This is a genomic window from Mycobacterium palustre (genome assembly GCF_002101785.1).
Lineage (GTDB): Bacteria > Actinomycetota > Actinomycetes > Mycobacteriales > Mycobacteriaceae > Mycobacterium > Mycobacterium palustre.
Genome location: NZ_LQPJ01000064.1, coordinates 26,453 through 42,964, shown reverse-complemented (window position 1 = coordinate 42,964; position 16,512 = coordinate 26,453). Strand labels below are relative to the sequence as shown.

The 16,512-nt window shown below is 66.9% G+C and carries 19 protein-coding genes; 8 read left to right on the top strand and 11 right to left on the bottom strand.

Features of this window, described 5'->3' with window-relative positions:
- Nucleotides 1–74 precede the first annotated feature (74 nt).
- From AWC19_RS05365 to AWC19_RS31115, 4 genes are all read right to left on the bottom strand, one after another.
- Nucleotides 75–1,814, bottom strand: a complete 1,740-nt coding sequence (locus AWC19_RS05365) for an ABC transporter ATP-binding protein (RefSeq protein WP_085077039.1) — start codon at nt 1,812–1,814, stop codon at nt 75–77.
- Nucleotides 1,811–4,381: an ABC transporter ATP-binding protein/permease gene (locus tag AWC19_RS05360; RefSeq protein WP_085077038.1), complete on the bottom strand. Its 2,571-nt coding sequence runs from the start codon at nt 4,379–4,381 to the stop codon at nt 1,811–1,813. Before AWC19_RS05360 ends, AWC19_RS05365 begins: the two co-directional genes overlap by 4 nt.
- A complete protein-coding gene (locus AWC19_RS05355) occupies nt 4,381–5,094 on the bottom strand; it encodes a TetR family transcriptional regulator (RefSeq protein ID WP_085077037.1) in 714 nt (237 codons plus the stop codon). The genes AWC19_RS05360 and AWC19_RS05355 overlap by 1 nt, the downstream gene beginning before the upstream one ends.
- Nucleotides 5,095–5,189: 95 nt before the next feature.
- Entirely contained in the window at nt 5,190–5,318 is a 129-nt protein-coding gene (locus AWC19_RS31115; RefSeq protein ID WP_264072567.1) for a hypothetical protein, read from the bottom strand.
- Nucleotides 5,319–5,665: 347 nt separating this feature from the next.
- On the opposite strand from AWC19_RS31115, the gene AWC19_RS05350 reads away from it, so the two are divergent.
- The 7 genes from AWC19_RS05350 (at nt 5,666) to AWC19_RS05310 (ending at nt 10,177) form a co-directional block, all read left to right on the top strand.
- Nucleotides 5,666–5,992, top strand: a complete 327-nt coding sequence (locus tag AWC19_RS05350; protein ID WP_085077036.1) for a hypothetical protein — start codon at nt 5,666–5,668, stop codon at nt 5,990–5,992.
- A complete protein-coding gene (locus tag AWC19_RS05345) occupies nt 5,989–6,564 on the top strand; it encodes a hypothetical protein (RefSeq protein ID WP_085077035.1) in 576 nt (191 codons plus the stop codon). The genes AWC19_RS05350 and AWC19_RS05345 overlap by 4 nt, the downstream gene beginning before the upstream one ends.
- A 699-nt stretch (nt 6,565–7,263) precedes the next feature.
- Nucleotides 7,264–8,157 (top strand): tyrosine-type recombinase/integrase, encoded by an 894-nt coding sequence (locus AWC19_RS05335; protein WP_308207187.1) that lies wholly within the window; start codon nt 7,264–7,266, stop codon nt 8,155–8,157.
- A gap of 19 nt (nt 8,158–8,176) precedes the next feature.
- Nucleotides 8,177–8,596, top strand: a complete 420-nt coding sequence (locus AWC19_RS05330) for a hypothetical protein (RefSeq protein WP_142281009.1) — start codon at nt 8,177–8,179, stop codon at nt 8,594–8,596.
- The gene (locus AWC19_RS05325) at nt 8,593–8,871 is read left to right on the top strand and encodes a hypothetical protein (protein ID WP_085077032.1); all 279 of its coding nucleotides are present in this window, start codon (nt 8,593–8,595) and stop codon (nt 8,869–8,871) included. The genes AWC19_RS05330 and AWC19_RS05325 overlap by 4 nt, the downstream gene beginning before the upstream one ends.
- Before the next feature lie 115 nt (nt 8,872–8,986).
- Nucleotides 8,987–9,283, top strand: a complete 297-nt coding sequence (locus AWC19_RS05320) for a hypothetical protein (protein ID WP_085077031.1) — start codon at nt 8,987–8,989, stop codon at nt 9,281–9,283.
- A 558-nt stretch (nt 9,284–9,841) separates the two neighbouring features.
- Entirely contained in the window at nt 9,842–10,177 is a 336-nt protein-coding gene (locus AWC19_RS05310; protein WP_158090838.1) for a DUF732 domain-containing protein, read from the top strand.
- A 17-nt stretch (nt 10,178–10,194) separates the two neighbouring features.
- Here the strand turns inward: AWC19_RS05310 and AWC19_RS05305 are convergent, their stop codons facing one another.
- Nucleotides 10,195–13,533: a hypothetical protein gene (locus AWC19_RS05305; protein WP_085077028.1), complete on the bottom strand. Its 3,339-nt coding sequence runs from the start codon at nt 13,531–13,533 to the stop codon at nt 10,195–10,197.
- Nucleotides 13,534–13,601: 68 nt separating this feature from the next.
- Between AWC19_RS05305 and AWC19_RS05300 the strand changes: the two genes are divergently transcribed.
- Nucleotides 13,602–13,895, top strand: a complete 294-nt coding sequence (locus tag AWC19_RS05300) for a hypothetical protein (RefSeq protein WP_085077027.1) — start codon at nt 13,602–13,604, stop codon at nt 13,893–13,895.
- 21 nt (nt 13,896–13,916) lie between these two features.
- On the opposite strand, the gene AWC19_RS05295 is transcribed toward AWC19_RS05300, so the two are convergent.
- From AWC19_RS05295 to AWC19_RS05270, 6 genes are all read right to left on the bottom strand, one after another.
- Complete coding sequence (locus AWC19_RS05295) at nt 13,917–14,216, bottom strand: hypothetical protein (protein WP_085077026.1); 300 nt, start codon at nt 14,214–14,216, stop codon at nt 13,917–13,919.
- Nucleotides 14,216–14,593: a hypothetical protein gene (locus tag AWC19_RS05290; RefSeq protein WP_085077025.1), complete on the bottom strand. Its 378-nt coding sequence runs from the start codon at nt 14,591–14,593 to the stop codon at nt 14,216–14,218. Before AWC19_RS05290 ends, AWC19_RS05295 begins: the two co-directional genes overlap by 1 nt.
- Nucleotides 14,594–14,865: 272 nt before the next feature.
- The gene (locus AWC19_RS05285) at nt 14,866–15,525 is read right to left on the bottom strand and encodes a hypothetical protein (protein ID WP_085077024.1); all 660 of its coding nucleotides are present in this window, start codon (nt 15,523–15,525) and stop codon (nt 14,866–14,868) included.
- On the bottom strand, nt 15,522–15,860 hold the full coding sequence (locus AWC19_RS05280) for a hypothetical protein (protein WP_085077023.1): 339 nt from the start codon (nt 15,858–15,860) through the stop codon (nt 15,522–15,524). Before AWC19_RS05280 ends, AWC19_RS05285 begins: the two co-directional genes overlap by 4 nt.
- Nucleotides 15,857–16,306, bottom strand: a complete 450-nt coding sequence (locus AWC19_RS05275) for a hypothetical protein (RefSeq protein WP_142281008.1) — start codon at nt 16,304–16,306, stop codon at nt 15,857–15,859. Before AWC19_RS05275 ends, AWC19_RS05280 begins: the two co-directional genes overlap by 4 nt.
- Nucleotide 16,307: 1 nt before the next feature.
- Complete coding sequence (locus tag AWC19_RS05270; RefSeq protein WP_142281007.1) at nt 16,308–16,502, bottom strand: hypothetical protein; 195 nt, start codon at nt 16,500–16,502, stop codon at nt 16,308–16,310.
- Between the last annotated feature and the right edge of the window lie 10 nt (nt 16,503–16,512).

Here is a 16,512-nt window from a genome sequence, read left to right as displayed (position 1 = left end):
CCTCCAGCACATCGACGGGTGACTGACCGCTCAACTGTAAGGCATACCGCAAGGGCCGCGGGCCGGTCGCCGGTTCACTCGGCAAGGATCCGCCATTCGGCGGCCTCGCGCTGCTGGCGCCAGAATTCCTCGAAACGCCCTCCGGCGGCGAGCAGTTGGTCGACGGTGCCGTCCTCGACGATTCGGCCCCCGTCGACAAACAGGACGCGGTCGGCGTGGCGGATGCTGGCCAGCCGGTGGGCGACGATCACCCGGGTGCGCGGGCGCGGATCGGCGGTGAGCGCGTCGACCACCGCCGCCTCGTTCTCGGTGTCCAAGGCGCTGGTCGCCTCGTCGACGAGCAGGATCGGCGCCGCCTTGAGCAATGCGCGCGCGATGCTGACCCGTTGCCGTTCGCCGCCCGATAAAGTGGCGCCCGCCTCGCCGACGACCGTGTCGGCGCCCTCGGGCAGCCGGCCGGTGAGTTCGTCGACGCGCGCCAGCTCGACCGCCCGGGCGTAATGCGCCTCGCCGGCGGATGGGTCTGCGGCCAAGACGTTTTCGCGGATGGTCCCGTGGAACAGGTAGGGGTGCTGGAACACGACGCTGCTGGCCGCGCGGCGGGCGTCGGCGTCCAGCGTCGCGGCGTCGACGCCCTCGATGAGCACCCGCCCCCGGTTCGGTTGGTGCAGGCCGGCGATCAGCGCCAGGATGGTGCTCTTGCCGGAGCCCGAGGGGCCGACGATCGCGGTGGTGCTCCCCGGCCGCAACGAGAAGCTGACGCCGTCGAGCACCGGCGCGCTCGCGCCTGCGTAGCCGAAGGTGACGTCGTCGAAGTCGATGCGGGGGGCCGTGATGCCGCCGGGCAGCGCGGCCGCCCCGGCGTTCATGACCGGCGCGGTGAGCACCGCGCGGATGCGGTCCAGCGTGGCGCGGGTGCTTTCCAGCGCCGGCGCCAGCTCGCTGATGGTGGTGAACGGCTCGAGATACCGGGCGATCACGACGATCAACGCGATAGCCTGCGGCACGGTCAGCGTGCCGTGCACCGTCAGCGCCGCGGTGGCCCCCGCCAACAGAATCAGGGCCAGCTGGCTGGCGAGGCTGAACAGCAGCTGTCCGGGCACCTGCATGGACAGCAGCCGCATCGTCGCGCCCCGCTGCGCGGCCAGCGCGTCGCCGACCAGGCTGCGGGCCGGCTCCACCCGCCGCGCGGCCCGCAACGCCTGCTGGGTCCGGGCGAACTCGATGATCCGTTCGGTGAGCGCGGTGTTGGCCTCGGCGGCCGCGGCGTCGGCACGGCGCGCCAGCCGCGCCGAGGCCCACAGCGCGCCCAGCAACGGCGGCACGCCGCAGAGCGCGGCCACTGCGAGCTGCCAGGAGACGGGCAGCAGGGCCACTGCGATGGCCGCCGGCAGCAGGATCGCGCTGAGCAGCGGGGTCAACAGGTTGACCACGAGACCGACGAGTTCCGGTCCGGTTGAGGCGATCGCCTGGCGCGCCGTCGCGGTGTTTTCGGCGGTGAACCACTCCAGCCGGACGTCGGGGAGCCGGTCCGCCACGTCGTGTTGGGCGTGGTCGAGCACGGCGAAGCCCAGGTCGAAGCCGATCCGCGCGGTCGCGGTGTCGATGATCCACCCGGCGACGGTCGCGGCGGTGAGCCAGCCCAGCCACACCAGCGCCCGGCGCGGGGAGTCGCCGAACAACGCACCCACCAGGGGCACCAGCAACACGGTGCCCACCGCCCGCACCACCACGGAGGCCAGCGCCAGCGCGGCGTATGCGACGACCTTGGCGCGCCGGTCTCGTGGAACGAGCCCGAGCCAGGTGCGAATCATCGCGCTCCCTCCCGGGCCGCGGCCACCGTGTGGCCGGTGTCCCACAGCCGGCGGTAGCGGCCGTCCGCGGCGAGCAGCTCCTCGTGGGTGCCGCGCTCGACGACGCGGCCGTGATCGAGCACGACGATCTGGTCGGCGCGGGTGATGGTGTGCAGCCGATGCGCGATCACCAACACGGTGCGCTCCCGGGTCAGCCGGTTGAGCGCTTGCTGCACAAGGTATTCCGATTCGGGGTCGGCGAACGCCGTGGCCTCGTCAAGGATCAGCACCGGGGTGTCGGCGAGGATGGCGCGGGCGATGGTGAGCCGTTGGCGCTCCCCGCCCGAGAGCCCGGAGCCGGCGCCCAGCACGGTGTCGTAACCGTCGGGCAATCGCATGATGCGGTCGTGGATCTGGGCTTCACGGGCCGCGGCCTGGATCTGTGCGGCGGTGGCGTCCGGCACGGCCAGCGCGATGTTCTGGGCGACGGTGCCGTGCACCAGCTGCGTTTCCTGCAGCACGAAGCCGACGCGGGCGTACAGCTCGTCGGCCGTGAGTGACCGGATGTCTTGTCCACCAAGCCGTATCGCGCCCCCGTCGACGTCGTGGAAGCGGGCCAGCAGCGCGGCCAGCGTCGACTTGCCGGAGCCCGACGGCCCGACCAGCGCGGTGACGGTGCCCGGCCGCAGCGTCAGCGACACGTCCCGGATCACCGGCACGCCGGGGCGATAGCCGAAGGTGACGCGGTCGAACTGCACCGTCGCCGGCGCGTCGCCTCGGGGCGCGTCCGCGTCTCGCACGGCCAGTTCGGGTTCGTCGAGGGCGTTCTGCAGCCGGCGCGCGGCCAGCGTCCCGGCGCGGATGCCGCCGAGCCCGTAGGCGATGCCGAGCAGGCGGGCGCCGAACGTGGTGCCCAGCAACAGGAACGGCAGCAGGTCGACCGGAGCCATCCGGTGGGTGACCGCCAACAGGGTGCCGGTGACCGCGATGAGCCACAAAAACGTCGAGGGGCGCGTGGCCAGATCCATCGCCGTCTTCTTGCCGGCCAGCGGCCGCTGCCAGGCCACCAAAAAGCCGATGTACTCGTCGAGGCGGCGCCGAAAGCTGGACGCCGCGGCGCCGCCGAAGACGCGGATCACCGGCTGGCCCTCGAGGTAGGCGCCGGCTTCGGTGCTCATCTTCTCGGCCCAGCGCTGCGATTGCGGGATCCGCGGGCCGGACTGAATGGTGATCGACGACGTCAGCACCAAGTAGACCAAAACGGGCAGGAACAAGACGAGCGCCACCCGCCAGTCGACGACGAACAGGTAGACCAGCACCGCCACCGGCGCCACCACCGCGGCGACGGCGTCGGGGATGGCGTGGGTGACCAGGTAGTGCAGCGACAGCGTGTCGTCCTGGACCAACTGCTTGATCGACCCCGAGCCGCGGGCGGTGAACCAGCCCAACGGCAATCGAGCCAGCTTGGTCAGCAGCCGAGAGCGCAGGTCGGCGGCGAATCGCGCGTCGACCACGTGCAGCCACAGCGTCAGGGCGGCGCCGAGCAGGGTGCCGACGCCCAGCAGCGTGACGGCCGCGATGCCCACGGTCCACAGCCGGGGCGCCTCGGCGCCTGAGGCCAGCCGCCGGGCCAGCTCGACGAGCAGCACGAACGGCGCCAGCTGCACCAGCGTGATCAGGGCCTGCAGTGCCGCGGATGCGATCAGCGCCGACCGCAGCGGCGCGAGCAACCGGCCGGCGGCCTGGGCGCGCCAACTGCCTCTCGGCGGCGGCACCTGACCGGACGCCGTCGGATCCTGTTGAGCCACCGTGCTTTCGGCGGCAGCGTCGGGATGCTCGTCACCGCGCCGGGTGCCCATCGCACGGCCGGCGCTCCAGTAGGCCTGGGCGTGGATCTCCGACTTGGGAAACCCGAACTCGTCGCGCAGCCGCGCGCGGACGTGTTTGAGCGCCGTGGCCTCGGGCGTCGCCCACGCGTACCAGTCCGACCAATCCCGGCTCTCGAGGGCCGCGGACAGCGACCTCTCGTCGCGACGCGCGACCCAATGCACTTGGAGCCGAGGATGATTCGCAATCGGGATCAGCGCGTCGTTGTCGTCGTGCTGCTCGAGGTACATCTCGATCGGGACGTCGTCGGGAACCGTGCCGATGATCCCGTTCATCCCGGGGATCGACGCGGAGTCGCCGATCAGCAGGTAGCCGGCGGGCTGCTCGTCGGGGACGTCGAACCGCGACGAACCCATCAGCGACATGACCGCGATCGTCGCGCCGGGTTCGACCGAGCGCGCCCACGACGAGGCCGGACCGGCCGGGTCGTGCAGCACGACGTCCACGGCGAAGCGGCCGGTTTCGACGTCGGCCTCCGAGATCGTGTAGGCGCGTTGGAATTCGGTGCTGGAGCCCTCGGGATCGGGGAACCAGAACCGCAGCCACGCGGCGGGTTCGGCGTCCACGTCCTCGAACAGCGTCGGCGACACCATCCGGACCCGTACGAAATGCGGTGCGATGCGGACGGTTTCGATGACCGTGGCTATGTGGTCGCGGGCGCCGAAGCTTCGCAGCATCACGCCCTGAAGCCCGCGCGCCATCAGAGGCCCCCCGCCCCGACGCCGAGCCGCGCCACGGCCTCGCCGATCGGGCGACCCGGTGGGATGACCGCGACCAGGCCGCGAATGGATGCGGCCAAAAGCAGCCGCATGAAATCCGAATCCGACACCTGGGGCAACGCGACGTGGGCGGCGCCGAGCCGCGCGTCGCCGGCCAACCGTTCGGCGGCGGCGTCGCGCTCGACGGCGAAGCCGCTGGCCTGGTCGCCGCCGGTGGCGCTGGCATTGTTCTCTTCGCGCGCGGCCAGGCTGATCGCGAGCGTGGCGACCGCGCTGCTCAACACCATTGCGGCGTCGGCGGCGTAACCGCGGCGGCTCAACGCCTCGACCTCGGTGGCCAGCAACCGGGCGCCGGCGTCACCGCGGGGGAACAGCACCTGCAGGTAGGCCGCCAGCCCCGGGTGCCCGGCGGTAAAGTCCCGCAGCTGCAGGGCGAACGACAGCAGGTGCGTTTGCGTATCGGCCGCCGGGTCGTCGCGCAGCTCGAGTTCGGCGAGGAGGCTCTCGCCGACCAGGCGCTCGAGCTCCCAGCGGCTCGCCACGTGCCGGTAGAGGGCGGTGGCCGACACGCCCAGCCGCTGCGCGACCGCGTTGAGGCTCAGCCTTTGCATGCCGAGTTCGCGGCCGACGCGGACGACGTCGTCCACCGCGATCAGCGGGGGTCGCCCGCCCTGACGAGACGCAATGGCGTGCACCCGATCACCTCCGACGAGTAAGTTACCCCCACAAACTAAGGGTTGCCTAACCATCGGTCAACATCGGGTGGTCCGACGCGGGATTCGGCCGTTCGCTAGTGATCGTCGCCCGACGTGAGGTCGGCGTCCGACTCGGTCCGCTTCTGCTCGGCCAACTGACGATCCTCGGCCGCGGCATTGCGGTGCCGGATCATCGACCGCTGATGGACCTCCGTCTCGGACACGCCTTGCTCGACGGCCGCCTCCTGGACCTTGGCGACGCGCTCGTGGAGGCAACTACCCGGGGAGCGGGCGACTAACCAGTGCGGGCGGAGGGACTCGAACTCTATTCAGCTACCTGGTCAGGGGGCTGAAACGCCGTTCACCTGGCGAAAGACATAACGGTACTTCACTCCAGTTAACTGTAACTGCGGCCAAATTGCGGCCACGATGCGGCCACAACGCCTGCAAGGCCTTCCCAAATCGGGCCTACCGATTTTCTGAAACAGGCAAATGTCGGTCGCCCCCGCATGGAAGATGACGCCCGCCAGAACTCAACCAACCAACCGACCAGGAGAGAGAAGAATTCACCATGACAACCACAACCACCCCGAAGTTCCAGCTGCCCGCCGGTGCCGTCGATGTCGACGCATGGGAGATAGCCTCGACCGCACCTGACGGTCTGCCGATCGTCTATCGGGGGTTCGATGGTTCGGAGCGGGTTGTCGACCGACCCGATTACAAGCACGATATTGCGATCGGGATCGGTGGACGGCAATACCTGGATGGCGATGTCACGCGCAATGTGTTCGTCGTGACACCCATCGATGGCCCGGCCGAGGCCCGCCAGTTCGCCGGCGCGTTGATTGCGGCGGCCGACGAGTGCGAGCGGTACGACGCGATCGAGGCCGGGCGATGACTGCCACACCGGAGAACGCGACCGCCGGTTGGCGCGACCTGACTGACCAGCTCACGGGCGAGCAGATAGCCGAACTCGAAGCAAACGCAGTCAGCGGCACGCGGATCCACGAGCTCCGACTAACCGACGCCGGCATGAAGTGGGTCGACACCGGCCCCCAATGGGACGACAACCAGCTGCTGATACAGGCACGTGCCTACGCGCGTGACAATCTCGTCGCCGCCATGGTCGGGGAAGTCAGCGCCCCAGCCGGCGCCTCCCCGGACCGCCTGTGGGAGGAGCACGACCCGCAGCCGTACCGGCTGCTATTCGGTGCACACCGAATGGTGACCGCCCCACCACCGCGCGGCTCTCGCGACTCGGGAAGTGCGGTGATCACGACGGATGCGGTCCAATTCGCAGACGGGTCAATTGATGACGGCCGCGATCTCGTAGCGCCGAGCATCACCGTCCTCAATGACTGCACCGACACCGGCATCCGACTCAGCTCTGACCAGGCCCGCGAGCTAGCGGCCCTCCTGCTTGAGGCCGCCGACGAGATCGACGGTTGGGGAAGCCATGACGCCCATTGATGCCGCAGTCTTTGACGAGATCGTGGCCGCCTTCGACGATCAGCCGCGTTGCGGGATAACCACTCTCCAGGGCCGTCAGTGCCAGCGCTCCGCCGGCTGGCTCGTTAACGTCCACGGCTGCGAGGGACGCCTGATGTGCGGGCAGCACCTGAGCGCGTGGCGATCCAGAGCGCTGGGAACTCTCCCGGGCGGGCGCTGCACGCTGTGCGGGCAATTATTCGCGCGTCTCGATGACGCCTGCACGATCACGCGGCTATGAACAGCTGGCGAGATCTGGCTGATCAGCTGACGCGTGAGGAGATCGAACTCTTCGAGCAGCTCGATCGTGAGCCTCAAGGCCGGGTACGGGCTAAGCTGCTCGACTTTGCTCGCGTGATGACCATGCACGACGATGCGGCGACCGGCGGTCGTGATCCCGGATCGCCCAGCGCGCCGGCTGGGCCGTTGCGCCCGTGTGGCCATGAACGGTCGGAGGAGAACACACGGCGCCGCGGCGGAAAGCGTGCGGGGCAGCGGGATTGCTTGGCCTGCTACCGCAAGGGACAGGCGGCTGCAAAGCGGAAGCGGCGCGCGTCAAATCCTGAGTCTGCGGAGGCTGCTAATCGCGCCCGGATCGCGCGCAAGCGTGCCGAGAAGCTGGGTCTGCGGCTGGTTCAGCGCGGCATAGTGTTCAGCCTGCTCGACGAGAATAATGTGACATTGTCGGTCGGGATGCTGGGAGTCGTCGACGCCTATCTCGTGGCGCGGCTTGCGCCTCGCCGCCCCGGTCCGCCGCGCAGCACGCGGCCACCTGAATCGTGGCGCCGTGATGTGGACGATTACCTACTGACTTTGAGCGCGGCTGGCCAGCGGGAAAGCACCATTCGGCACCGGTACAAATGCCTGTGCATGGCCGCGCGGGGCCTGGGGTGTCCACCCGCCGAGGTCACGGCCGAGCAGCTGCTGAATTGGCTTGGACGCCAACAGTATTTATCACCGGAAGGGCGCAAGAATTACCGTGCCGTGTTGAGTGGATTCTTCACGTGGATGTACAGGTACGGCCGGATGCCGGACTATATCGGCGACGCGCTGCCTCGCGTGCGCGTCCCCAAAGTGCCTCCACGTCCCGCAGGCGATGAAGCGTGGGAGGCCGCCCTGGCGCAGGCTGATCAGCGGACCGAGCTGATGCTGCGGCTCGCGGGCGAGGCGGGTTTGCGCCGAGCCGAGATCGCCCAGGTGCATTCGAGCCATCTCGACAGTGTGGGCGGTAATCCGCAGCTCCTCGTCCACGGCAAAGGGGGAAAGCAGCGGATCGTGCCCATCAGCGATTATCTGGCCGCGCTGATCCGCGAGAGCGGCAAAGGCTGGGTGTTCCCCAACGGTTTGGGTGGACATCTCGGCCCCGATCGCGTGGGCCGCTTGATCGCGGGCGCGCTCCCCGGCGACTGGACGGCGCACACACTGCGCCACCGGTTCGCCACCCGTGCCTACCGCGGCAGCCGTAACCTGCGGGCTGTGCAGAAGCTGCTCGGCCACGAGTCAATTCTGTCGACCGAGCGCTACACGGCCGTGTACGACGACGAGATCCGCGCGGCCGCGACATATGCCTGGTGAAAAGGAGCTCGAACGGAAAATGAAGCAGTCTTGCCCGCGGTGCGGGTTCGAGTCGAGCCGTTCCCACGGCCGTTGGGTCGACCGGCACCCGGCCGCCGCGGTGTGCGCTGGCGTGTTCGTCGGCCTGCCCGGCCTGTATACGCTGGTGGCGATCATGCTGGTCTATCCGTGGTTCACGATCCCGGCGACGATCATTGTGTGCGCGGTGCTGCTGAATCGGGCGGCGCGGAAGCGGGCGGCGATCGCGGCCCGGGCCGACCACGAGTACCGGGAGATGATGGTGCGCGCCATGCAGCAGCCCGGCCGCCCGGCCCTGGACGCCGAGGGGCTGCGCCGCGCGGCGTGGCAGCCCGACGTCGCGGTGCGCCCGTCCAGGCCGGCGCCGTGGCATGTCGTCACTCAGTGGCCGACCGAGCAGTTCAGGAGGATGACCCGATGAAGCAACTTCTCGCCGCCGCCGTGCTGGCGGCCGCCGGGCTCGGCGCCGCGGTGTTCGCGGCGCAGCCGGCCCACGCTGACCCGACATGCACCTTCCTCGGCCAAAACTACGATGTGACCTACGACTGCCTGCAGTATCAGCCGTGGCTGCCGTACGGCACCGGGAACAACCCTCCGTTGGGCGGCTCCGCGGTCACACCTGGCGGTAACGGGCCGACCGTCAACGGCCGCGAGCCGGGCTGGTCAGGCCCGAACTGCCCCGCATGCTCGTCATGACTCAGGAGGCCGGCCTTCCCTCAATTCCCGGAGTGTGTCCTGGGCCGAGGATCCGCTTCGGTCAGGCTGATCACTGGTCGACGACAGAACCTATTCGGACAGGAAGGAACTGACGATGGAAGCCCAGCCGGCCCCGGACGCGGCCGTAGAAGCGGCACGCGCTTTGTCACGTTCGGCCATATTCGCCAACGGTTTCAATTCCGTTGCGGTATCTGAGGCGGTAACTGCTAACGCCGGCGCGTTAGACCGCGATCAGCTGCTGAAAGTGGTGCGTCTGCTGACTGCCCGGCTCGCGATGTTTTCACGGACGCTCGGCGAGTTCATAGAGCAGATCCCCAACCGGCAGGTGGAACGAATGACCGCACTGAATCAAATGAACGGCTTTTGGGAACAAAGCGACTACGACTGGTAGCGCGCCGAGAAGCCTGTTGCGCTCGAGGTCCCCGGTGTTTTCCGGACACCTGGACTGACACCTACGTGCGCGGGCGCAGTCCCCAAGCTTGCTCGATGCGGTCGACTTCCCGCGTGAACAAGTCCCTAATGCCGCGGCCGGAGTCAGCGGGGACGAAAACAGTTCTAGGCGCTTCCAATCTGCGACGCGTGTTCTCCCACATGTACGGCCGCAGTGTTTCGTACCAACCGCTGGCTATGTACTTGCTGTGGTCGTGGCCCTCCATGCCCGCGATCCCGTCGCGCCAAGACTTCAGCAAGTCGTAGCGCCGCTGCCGCTCGAGCCGGCGTTTCTCGATACTCCAATTCGCCCAAGGTGCGATTAGCGAGCCAACCGCGCCCGACGTGAGTCCAGCCAGACCGCCAATGACAGCTGTCCAAATCTCCGAAGCCATGCCGGCAAATTTAGACCCGCCGGGACTATTTCCGAATTGCCGGCCGGGCAATGTTCCGCGCCGCCAACCAGGCTAAGGGCCCCATCGCACAACGTTCGCAAGTCAGGCGACTACCATTCCGACCCATGAGGAGCGGTTTTGGCCTGCTGTTAGGCGCCTTAATCGTGACTGCCGCGCCGGCAGTAATCGCACGTGCGGACGTCACGGACGATGCGTTCGTTGTGGCGCTTGAAAGAAGCGGGATGACAGTTACCAACCGTGACGCCGCTATAGCGGCGGGCCACATGGTGTGTGTCGCGTTCGACCAGGGCAGCACTCCCAGCGCCGTGGTGACAAGCCTGATGGGGCAGGGATTTTCACCACACGACGCCGGAAGCATTATGGGCATATCGGTTGCCGCCTATTGCCCGAAATACAGAAGCGCGGTCGAATCGAACTCGTGGGTGGCCGGGCTGACATAGCGACTTCGCTTCGACGCTCACAGCGCGAGCACGCTAAGCCGGCGATTGGCAAACGTCACGCTTGACCCATTCGATGAGCGATGCTTCGCCTTGAACAACGTCAGGCCAGGATTGAGCCCGCTCAGCGGTATCGTGTTCGACGCCTGCACGCCGCTGGCGCTAGTGGCAAACGCATTCGCATCCGTCGCGGCAAGAATGTTCGCTCCTGACATCGAGAACGAAATAAAGCCCTCTGCGCCGCCAGTCGTCGTGATCAGCGCGCCTACATTAACCCATGCCAGGCCGCTCGCTCCGATTGTGACCGCAACCTCGTCACTGGTTGTGGCGAGGTCGGTGTAAGTGGTGGAAGAGGTGGCCTCGCTGTTGGGGACCAAGACTTCGGGCTTGCTGGCCATTGTGTCGCGGGCTTTAAATTTGGTGATAGAAATGCTGCTACCCGACCCGCAGTACAGCCCGCACGTGCGGTAACCGCCGCCAATCGATGTGACGGAGTTGCTATCGGTATAGGTCGCAGTTCCGCTGCCGCTTCCATTGGACACGGATGAAACAGTAAGTGGCACACCATCTTTGAGGAGTTGAAAATTGAGCGGCAGGCCATCGGCCGAATCGCCGCAAATGAGTGCGTATTCCGCACCCGGCGTAAACGTGTCGCTGAATTCACACAGTTGCGTGTTGCTGGGACCGAGAAACGTCCAAACGCCGGGGTTGGATGTGTCGTACTGGACATACATCGCAACATCGCCGGTCGATCCGGTGGAGCGGGCAATCAGGCCGCCATGCCCGCTGAGTGCAGTGATTACTGCGCTCACTTCCTGATAGTCCGTGAGAAGTGACGCCCCTGTATAGAGGTCGATAGCCCCCAGAAGGCTGTCACCTACTAGCACCCCGCTGGTAACGGTCCAACCCACCGTCGTTGTCCAGGGCGGGTTAGGGAGTGCACCGTTGGTGTAATCCGAGAAGTCGACATCGACTTGCTCCTCGGCGCCGTTGCCGATGGTCGCGAGCCGTTGCTGAATCGTCCCCGCCGCCAGCACCGCATCCGATGCGGACGCTGCGGGAGGGGATGAGACATCGCCGCCGGTGAACGCCGCGTTGAGGCCGCTGAAGAATGAAATCAGTTGTGTCTTAGCGTCGTTCACGGCCTGGTTGACGAGGCCGGCGTCGTTTTGGGCGGCCTGGACGATCGCGTCGATCACGCCCTGGGAGTTGGTTTGCGATGTGCCGATCGCCGTGCCTGTTGCGGCCGGGCTGGGCTGCCCGGAGTGGGTGACGAGGTCGCTCAACCCAGAGACCGCACCGGATAGGGCTGTGCCGACTGCGGCGGCGTCGGCCTGCAGGGAGTTGGTGATGATGTCGGACACCTGCCCGATCGCGTTCGCGGCGTTCGTGAGGGCCCCAGCGAGCGCCGTGCCGACCGCGTTCGCATCCGCCTGCCCCGAACTCGTGACGATCGCGCCGAGCTGCGACAGGGCCGACGTGACGCCGCTGATCGCCGACGACAACGCAGTCCCCAACGCGGCCGCATCCGCCTGCCCGGAGTTCGTGATGATGCTGCCCAACTCCGCCAACGCGCCGCCGGCGTTGTCCGCAGCGGTTTTCACCAGCGTCCCGAGGGCGGCGTAGTCGGCGGCTTCGGAGTTGTTGAGGATCGACTGCAGGTTCGTGCCCGCCGCTTCCGCGTTGTCCTGCGCGGACTTCACAAGGGCCCCGAGTTCGGCGGGGGTGGAGACGACGGCGTTGGTGAGCATGTCGCCGATCTTGGTGAGCGCCGACCCCGCCTGGGACAGGGCGGATGAGATGTCGCCCCCGAGTGCCACCACATCGCCGGCGCCGGCAGCGGTCAGCAGGTCCTGGAAGAACCCGAACAGCTGCGCGAGGTTGTCCTCGAGGTCCTGGATTAGGCCTTGGTGGATGAGGTTGGTGCGGCGAATGTTGACGTCGTCGAACCACACCTGCCCCGCCGACGCGCCGGACCCGACGTACAGGCGCAGACGAATCGAGGTCACATCAGCGGGGACGGTGTAGGAGCCGGACAGGTGCGTCCACGAGCCCGTCGCGCCCGGGGACGTGACGGATGCGATGGGGACGTTGGTGCCGTCGTTGGTCTGAATATGCAACGCGAGCGCGCCGGTGGCGGCGGTGAGTTCGTCCCATTGGACGTAGGCGTCGAAGTCGAACGTGTGCCCCTCATCGACATACACGACGTTGCCGAGCAGGCCGTGATCAACCCCGTTCGCGTGGACGGTCGCCGAACCGGCCGCCGTCTGCCCGATCAGGTCCCAAACCCAGTCGCCGTCGGTGACGGGCGGGTCGAGGTTTTCGCGGGTCCAGTTCTTCCCGTCGTCAGCGTCGCCGAGGTCGGTGGAGTCGTCGAAGCCCGGGTTGAGTTGCAGGTTGGGTTGGACGATGCTGAGGTTGCCGAGCGGCAGGAGCAGCTGGCCCAGCCAGGTTTGCACCGCCGAAATGGGGTTGAACGATTCGATCCCGAATTGCACGTTGCCCAAAAACCGGATGAGGTTTTTGAACGGCACAATCAGTTGCGGTAGAGGGTCATTGACCACATCGCCGGGGAACGCCAGGACTGCGAGGACTTCGTTGAGGAAGTTGATGATCGCGGTGAGCTGGACGATCCACGGGTCGATCGCGGCGGTGATGAACTCGACTGCGCTGCCGAAGTTCTTGAGGTCGACGCTGGCGAACAGTTTGACGATCGCCCCCAACGCTTTCCCGAGCGGCCCCATCGCCGTGCCCGCGTTCCCACCGCCCGCCGCACCATCCAGGGCCGTGAAGAACGTGTTCACCGACGGCAACAGGTTGCCGACCTCGCCGAACAACTCCCCCGTCGCCGTAATCAGCGCCTTCGTGTCCTTCACGAACTTCGGGTCGATCCCGAACACGTCCATCCAGGCGCCGATCATGTTGTTGATCAGATCGGTGAACTGCTTCGTCGGCACCACATACCCGAGGAACAACTTTTCTGCGGCCGCAAAAAGGTCGAGCGGGAACGGGCCGTCACCGAACCCGAACAGGGCGCCAAGGGCGGGGAGAATGTATTTCAGGTCACCGAAATCCAGCGCCCCGTCAGCAAGTTCGCCGCCACCGAGTAGGACGACGATGTCGGCGATGAACTGCTGGATCTGCTGAATCGGGTTCTGCGTCGCGTCGTTAACGCCCTTCTGCAGCTGCTTCACCTGCCCCGCAAGAGTTTTCAGCTGATAGCCCTGAGTTTGGATGATCGCCGCGGTCTTCTCCGGGCTGGCAAGCTCCTCGGCGTCCGGGTTCGGTGTCTCGGTGATCGCCGACAGGACACGCGTCGACGGCTGCACATAGCCCTGGCCGCCGAACCCGGACGTCACGGCTGTATCACCGCGTCAGTGGGCGGGATTAGCCTCGACGGGTCCCCACCAAGCGAAGGAGACACATCATGGCCGCTGACGACGGCAGCCCCGGAATCCGGGCTCTGATCAACCAAATCCCGCACACGATGCTGGCCAGCCATGTAATCCTCAATCAGCTGGCGTCCACGAGCGGTGTCGCCGGCGAGGATCAGCAGCTCACCCTTGAGAACCTGAACGCTGTCGTCGTGAACCTGAAGGCACTGCTCGCGGATTGCGTCATCACATTGGATGACAAGATCGAGAAGCTTGCCGGCCGCCCCGGCATCCCGGACGGGCTGATAGCCGCCGTCCTGTCGGAGTTTCACCAGCAGGGGCGCTGACTCGTCTTCGGAAATAAGCATTCAGCGCCCATCCATGAATGCTTCAAGCTCGCGATCGAGATCGGCGAGCTGGTCGTGCTCATCGAGGATGAACGTCGACTTGAAATAGCGGCCACCGAACACGTAGTCCTTATGTGGCAGCCCGGCGTGCATCAGCGCACACATCAGCTGGGCCGATGAGACCACGACGGGCACACGAGCCCCCAGGTCTTCCAGCCACCCATCGGGCTCACTCGTCGCCCAGCGCTTCAGCCCCCGCTGCCGATCGGCGATCAGCAACTTACGCAAGCCGCTGGCGGCCTTGTTCACCTGGCGCGCCATCAGGCACCGCCCCAGCGTCGCATCGCCGCCTGCCGATGCCGGTTGACACCCGAGGTCGGAATCACAGAGTGCTGCTCGGCCGGCGGATCAAGCTTCAACCGGCCGAGCAGCTGCGCCTGCAACTGGACGCACTGGCGCAACTCCGGCAGCAGCGGATCGACGACCAGCTGCCCCATCGACCCTTTGACCCGGGGCGGCGCGTCAGCCAACGCGAACTCCAGCTGCGCGATGCGGTCGGCCAATTTGGCCGCGCTACGCAGCCAGTCCCGCTCGCGTGCATCCAGTTCCAGGCCTTGATCGGCCGCATCCGCGACGATCACACGCCACAATCGGCGGCCTTCAGCGCCCAGCCCGGGCGGCGCCTTCGGTTTGCTCATGCGTCACATTCCCCCTGGTCAAACCCGAAATCCGGGATGCCGCGATCCGCGGACGAAAATCGGGCTCTCGCCGAAATGCGTGGCTCGCACGGCTGCTATGGAGCGTCGGCTGGGGCGTGCTCGGCAGGGGCTACCCCCTACCCGGTTGACCTGCGGCGATGGGTGCGGGATGGTCGGTGCACGCCATCCTCGGCGATTCTCCGCGGGGTGGTCGAGCCGGCGCGAAGTACCAGCAGACTTCGACACCGACCCGACCACGCTCATGGCAGGCCTTACTTCCATCCGCCTGCGGCCAGCCCGCGTTCGAGAGCCTCCCCGATCTCTAGCGGCACCGGGAGATGGATCAGTTTGACCTGGCGCTGGGTCGACCCGAGCCGCGGCCCCCGCAGCGGCTCGGGGACCGCCTCGGCTTCGGCCGACCGCAGCTCTGCCAACTCATCGGGCGGGAAATGGTCGACGGCGGCGCCTAGGCGGGCGTGAAGCGACTTGCGGGCGGCCATAAGCGGGACGAACTCGGCCACGACGTCTTCTAGCTGCCGCAGCAGCACCGACTCGCGCTCGTCGGCCGAGTTCCAGCGCTTGATCTCTGCGAGGTACTCGTCACGGACGCACGCCCGGTTTGCCGCGTGCTCGAGCTCCTCGGCGCGCTGGTAGGCGGCCTGGGCGGCCTGGCTTTTGAGCGCTGCCCACTCGACGTCGCTCTTTGCTTGCTCGGCTTGGGCGCGGGCTTTGCCGATGCTGGTCATGTCGACGCCGGGGGCGCCAAGTGACGCCTGAACCAGCAGTTCTTGAACTTTGGCTTCGGCCGCGGCGAGGGCTTGTTGAGCGGTGGGGACAGCGGCGTTGGCTGCGGCGAGCGCGTCGGCGGCGGTGGCGGTGACTTCTTGTGCCTCTTGCAATGCCTGCTTGGTGGTGGGGGCCTTGGTGCTCATCGGCGTGGCCTTTCGGTGCGATCGGTTGACGGGTTCAAGCTGGGTACTGGCTGGCCGTGCCCGTCGAATGCACGGCTGACGTCGGAACTGGTTGGGCTGACTGGATATCCGTTCGCGTCGACCGGGGGCAGCGTTTGACGCTTGGCGGCGAGGGAGGCCATTACCTGCTGATGGGCTTGCGCCGGGTCGGCGGGTTGCTGTGCAAGTGGCTGGGTCTCGCCGGGCGGTCGGACGCGCATGGTGAACGCCCGGAATTCGTCGGTGGTCATGTTGGCGGCGTGCTCTTCGAGTGCGGCACGGAACAGCGCGGCGGGGTCGTCATCAGGTGTGGTCATCGAATTCCCCTTGCGTGCGCGTAGTTTTCGACGATGCTGCGTCGGAATAGCCAGCGGCCGTCGACGATCTGGCCTTCGAGGTCTGGGCCCAGGCGCTGGGCTTGCCGTTTCGTGATCCTCAAGATGGTCGCCGCCTGCCGTGCTGTGATCAGTTCGTCTGGTTCGTCTTGCTGTGCTGATTGTGCTGCAGCGGCCCCGTTTTCATGTCCGGAGTCGGACATGCGGGTGATTGCGGCGTGCGCCTGGGCGTAGTGCCGGCGCAGCTCATCTGGGATGGGCCGGCCGCCGAGCTGCCGCAACCGAATCACCTCGGCCGCACAGTAGTAGGCCGTCTGCAGGAAGCGTTCATCGAAGTTCACGGCAATTCGGCTTGCCGCTGTCAGCAGGCGGCCGGTGTCCCTATCCCCGCAATCTGTCGAGGCCAAAAAGCTGTGGGGATTGGGCATTTCAGCGCGCATCCATGAGCGCATCAAGCTCGCGATCGATGTCCGCAGCGATATCGGCGCAGAGCCGATTTAGATCTTCCTCCGGGATCAGGGTCACTCCGCGGCGCCTGCAGTCATTGGTAAACAACACGATCGTTTTGCGCAGCTCTTGCTTTGACATCAGGACCATGCCGTAGTGGCCGGCCAACGCGGCCAACGTTTTGATG